This window comes from Vibrio sp. 10N.237.312.B06 (genome assembly GCF_041464685.1).
Lineage (GTDB): Bacteria > Pseudomonadota > Gammaproteobacteria > Enterobacterales > Vibrionaceae > Vibrio > Vibrio tasmaniensis_A.
In genome coordinates, this window is record NZ_JBFSPI010000098.1 from 1 (window position 1) to 4490 (window position 4490).

At 44.0% G+C, this 4490-nt stretch carries 1 protein-coding gene; it reads right to left on the reverse strand.

Annotated features, from left to right (window positions below; all coding sequences use genetic code 11):
• Window positions 1–135 precede the first annotated feature (135 nt).
• The coding region (locus AB6C75_RS20005) for an SslE/AcfD family lipoprotein zinc metalloprotease (protein WP_372108888.1) at window positions 136–4490 on the reverse strand (4355 nt) is incomplete at its 5' end.

The following is a 4490-nucleotide window of genomic DNA, read 5'->3' on the forward strand; positions in this document are numbered from 1 at the left end:
TAACTCTTTACCATGCTGTTCAAAAAACACTCACGAAAGATCAACACGCCCTAGAACATTGCAACAAAAACGCCACACGTAATTTAAGTGTGGCGCCTATATTTTAGCTGTAAAATGCCTTAGCAAGAATTAGCGTTAGTAAATTGAATCAACATTCAAAGGGCTGTTCTTTGGTTTCTCTAGTTTTAACTGTTCAACCGCACTAAGACCTTTAGAGCTAATTCCGCCACTATAAGACTTCGAGCCATCAGCATTAGTCATCGAGGTTTCTCCCACGTTCCAAGCAACAAAGAAATCACTTAAGTCATAGTTCGAAGCGTAGGAGCTACATACCATCATTAAGTCGCCACCGGTTAGCCCAGTATCTTTGGCACTACAATAGTTTTCAACCGCATCACCCTCTGTATCACCTCGAGCTTTACGGTGCATAAGTTTGAACATGTTCCAGCCTTCATCTTCACCATACACATCAGATTGGCTTGCGCCGCGTGTATACCAATCATCAATTGCAAAATTCGATTTTGCCCAGATTTTTAGCTGACCAAACATAACTAATCGTAAACCTGCATCACCATGTGACCACGCATGTTCATTATTAAGCTCTAGCCATTTAGGTGCTTTCTTAATATCCGATTTAATACGATCCATTTCAGGGTTTGCATTGCGCCCCTCTAACTCCTGCAGATACAACGCAAGAAGGTTATTGGTCACTTCTGTACTACCAGCCGCTAGGAAAGGAGCTGATGCTAAGTTATGACCAACTTCATGCCACAACAACCAGTCGTTCACAGGGTTGGTTGGAATGTATGTCCGATTTGCGTTAAAGCTTGAATTCATCACTGGGTAACCAGAGTGAGCAGCACCAATCGAAATCTGCACGTCATTCACAAAACGATGGCGGAACGCCATCAGTTCTGGATAAGTGAACCTACGGTGTAAACCATCGTTTTGAATCTCATCACGCCCGTAGAAGTCACTAGCAGCGTCAGCGAATCGATTCATATCTGTTGCGAATTGGTTCAAATCAGCGGATTCTAGATTCCTTATTGGTGTAGTGTAAATAAATGAACCCGTATCGATTTCTGCAATTGGTGCGTCTGCCGATTGAATAGTGTTAATCCACTGTCCCTCTTTCCACCAAGCAGCTTTTAACGCGCCCTCAATGCTAAACGAGACTTCACCAAGCTCTTTTACTTTCGGTTGAATGTAAATAAGGCCACCATATGGAACCTTGAAAGTTAAGCTCGATCCATTGTAGTCAAAGCTGGTTTGCATACGTGGGGGGCGTTTCATACTCGTTTCGTGATTCGGCTTACCTGTAAGATCATCCGCCATCATTACAGTAATCGTTGCAGCGACACCATGACTAATCGTCACATCTTGTAGCTGAGGAGCCCATAAACCTGTCGATTGATTGTTCCCAGCCGAATACGTGACGCCCTTGCCATCTGTTTGGATAAGAACCGAACTTGACGAAGATGCACCTGAAGTTCGACCCGGATACATTGTGGTATCAACAACGATTTCATGATCCCAGAATGAGCGCCCCAACATAATGCGAGTCAGAGGTTTCTCCATGTAATTTAATGGATAGCTCGGATTCAACTGTCCCGATAACTCACCTTCGCCGTGTATCATTCCATTAGCGACTAACGACGCTTTTAGGTCAACAGGACACTGTGCTTCTAGTGTATCTGTTTGATGTAAGTCTTCGGTATAACAGTTAAGGAACTGAACAGCTTGCTTGAACCCCAACTCATCTTGTATGTCTGTTTCAAATCGGTATGCGTTGTCATTCCACATCCAAACAGACAGGTTATCAAACGCTTGATTCAATTCGCTGTTAGACAGACGCTTACCTTGAGTACCTATCGTGCGATAGTAAATTTCGTGCTCGTAGAGCGCTGTAAAGTTAGAACCCAAGTTCGCTGCTTTCACCATACTGTCGACAATGGTTTTACTCACTTCATAGCGATCGAAATCGGCTCTATGATAAGCACCGCGAACAGTCACACCGTCTCCAGAACGAGTCTCTATACAGTTAAATTCGTATTCATACTCGTTATTACAAAGCTCAGTGCCAACGAATGCCGACTGCAGTTCTTTGATCGCCGCTTCACGCTCTGCTACAGATTCAACAAAGATACGTGCGGATTTTGCCTCCATTACTGTTACACCAGACGCATCAAGCACTGGCTTCCCTTCAGCGTCTAACTTAGCAACCTCATAAGTCGGGATTTCAAACTTGATTTTGGATTCATCTTCAATCCACTCAACCGTACCATCTTGATTTACCGTGAACGGAGGCTCTCCTTGGTTATCTTGAAAACGCTCAAGAACCACCATTTCCTTTTCACTCTTCACGTGAAGATTTGGATACGGCGCTTGGCAGTAATAAGAGCTACCGCAGAAAGCTTGGTTTGTTGGCGTAACGTTTTCACCACCTAGAGATACACCCGCGGCGTCCGCTAAGCGTCCAATAGGTTCAGGGTTAGTCGTTTGAATCGCATCCATAAACAAGATATTGCCACCGTCATTAACATAGTTAATAAGAGCCGTAATATCGTCTTGGTTTAAGTTAGGGTTATCCAAGTCAGCAACAAACTGGTTAGTCATGCCATCTTGAACCAACTTAGGTGGGTATGCCTGAAGGATCAAAATAGGCGTGGTGCTCGCATCCAAACCATCAAAGTCACCTGAACCGCGCTTTTCTACTGATGCAAAACCATACTGAGGGCTAACAAAAAACGTGTACTGCTTACCCATTGTGGAGTGGTGATAAGCCGAATAAGCTTGGTCAATATTGGTGACTGCATTCATCCCAGCAATAGGCAGACCATTATTGAACCACTCAAACAAGTTCGAGAAAAACGACCTCATGCTGCCTTGGTCATCATGCAGTAGGTTTTCGAACGTCGAAACAGTGCACTGTTGTTTGTTGCTATCGATATGCAATGTTCGATTGGCCCAATAATTTTCAGGGCATGACAGAATACTTGGATATAAGCCATTACCCATGAACACGACCTTACCTTTGCCTATCTCGCCTGCTGTAACGAATGGAAAACCATAAGTCGCGTTGTCTTCAGAGACTAAAGGAATCGGCGGCATCGAGATGCTTGGGTGTTGTGCGATGTAAGGCTTGTCTTCACGAGTCCAGGCCTGTTGCTCACCAAAGTAAAGCTCACGGTTTTTATCAGTTCTTGGCATCATCACAGGGAATGCTCTGTTCGATATATTCAGAGCTCGCATACCACGGGTATAACCCGTTGCACCGTAAAAGCTACCATTATCATTGAATACATGGAATGTGGTGACGTTGTGAAAGATTTGCTGCAGAGACTCTGTTACATACTGACCAGAATCCATAGATAAAACGGCAGGTTGACGAACATAATCCATAAACTGAGGCGTTTGGCGCAGCTGCTCATCGATTACTGCCGTTAACCCTTGGCTAAACTGACCAACAAACTCATTAGGAAGTTCAAAGTCTGTACCCTCTATTAATCCCCCATTTGGCAGAGTTAGGTTAATCAGTTCATTTATAACGTTAGGGTACTTTGAAAAGGTATCTTGGGCTTCTTCAGATATCTCATAATGACTTAGATGATCAACCGCGTAGCGCTCTAGTAATGACTGGATATTCGCTTTCTCTACCACATTATTGGTCACATCAGACAATTGATAAGCAATCTGATTACCCGTAATGGAGCCAAACTCAAACGTATCAATACCAAAAGCGATTCTGTCACCCCACAGGTACTCAAAGATTCCCTCTTCATCCGTCACGCCCGTCGCGTTAGCCGAAAAGAAACTGATCCCAGAAATCGGCGTACCATTAGCATCTGTAAGCTTACTGCGAGTTAACACCTTACCTTCAACACTTGGCTTATAAGCATAGGTAGACTCCGCGTCTGCAGAAACAAAACCAGCGTTAAGGTTATTGTCCGCATTAGGGTCAACCGCAGGAACAACAGTTGTGTCTACGTGTGAACTAGGAGCCTTACCTACTTCATCGGTAGATTCTTCTTCTTTCGATGAAAAGTATGCATCGACAGCATCTTGATCATCAAGTTGCGAGAACACATCCTCAATATCAAAAGCATCCAGTTCTTTTAAACAGATAGCACTTTCTGTCTCACAAACATCAATTGATTCGAGTACTTTAGTAACGTTGTCTCCGTGTAATTCTGTCAACTCAAATGCCGCGTTAAGCCCATCATTTGAAATCGTGAACTCTGTTATCTCAGGGAAAGGAGCAGTGAAATCACCTAAAGTAAGGTGACCCAAGGTACAACTAAAACTCACGCCTTGTTTAACACTGAACGTTCCGTTTTCAAGATGAACGCCGTCACAGTACACATCTCCAGACACAAACGCCCCGCTCGACAACAGTGAACCGATGTAAGTTGTTGGGGGGATAATATCTGTAGGTGGAATAATGTCAGTCGGCGGAAGAATATCCGTTGGTGGAATGATGTCAGTCGGCG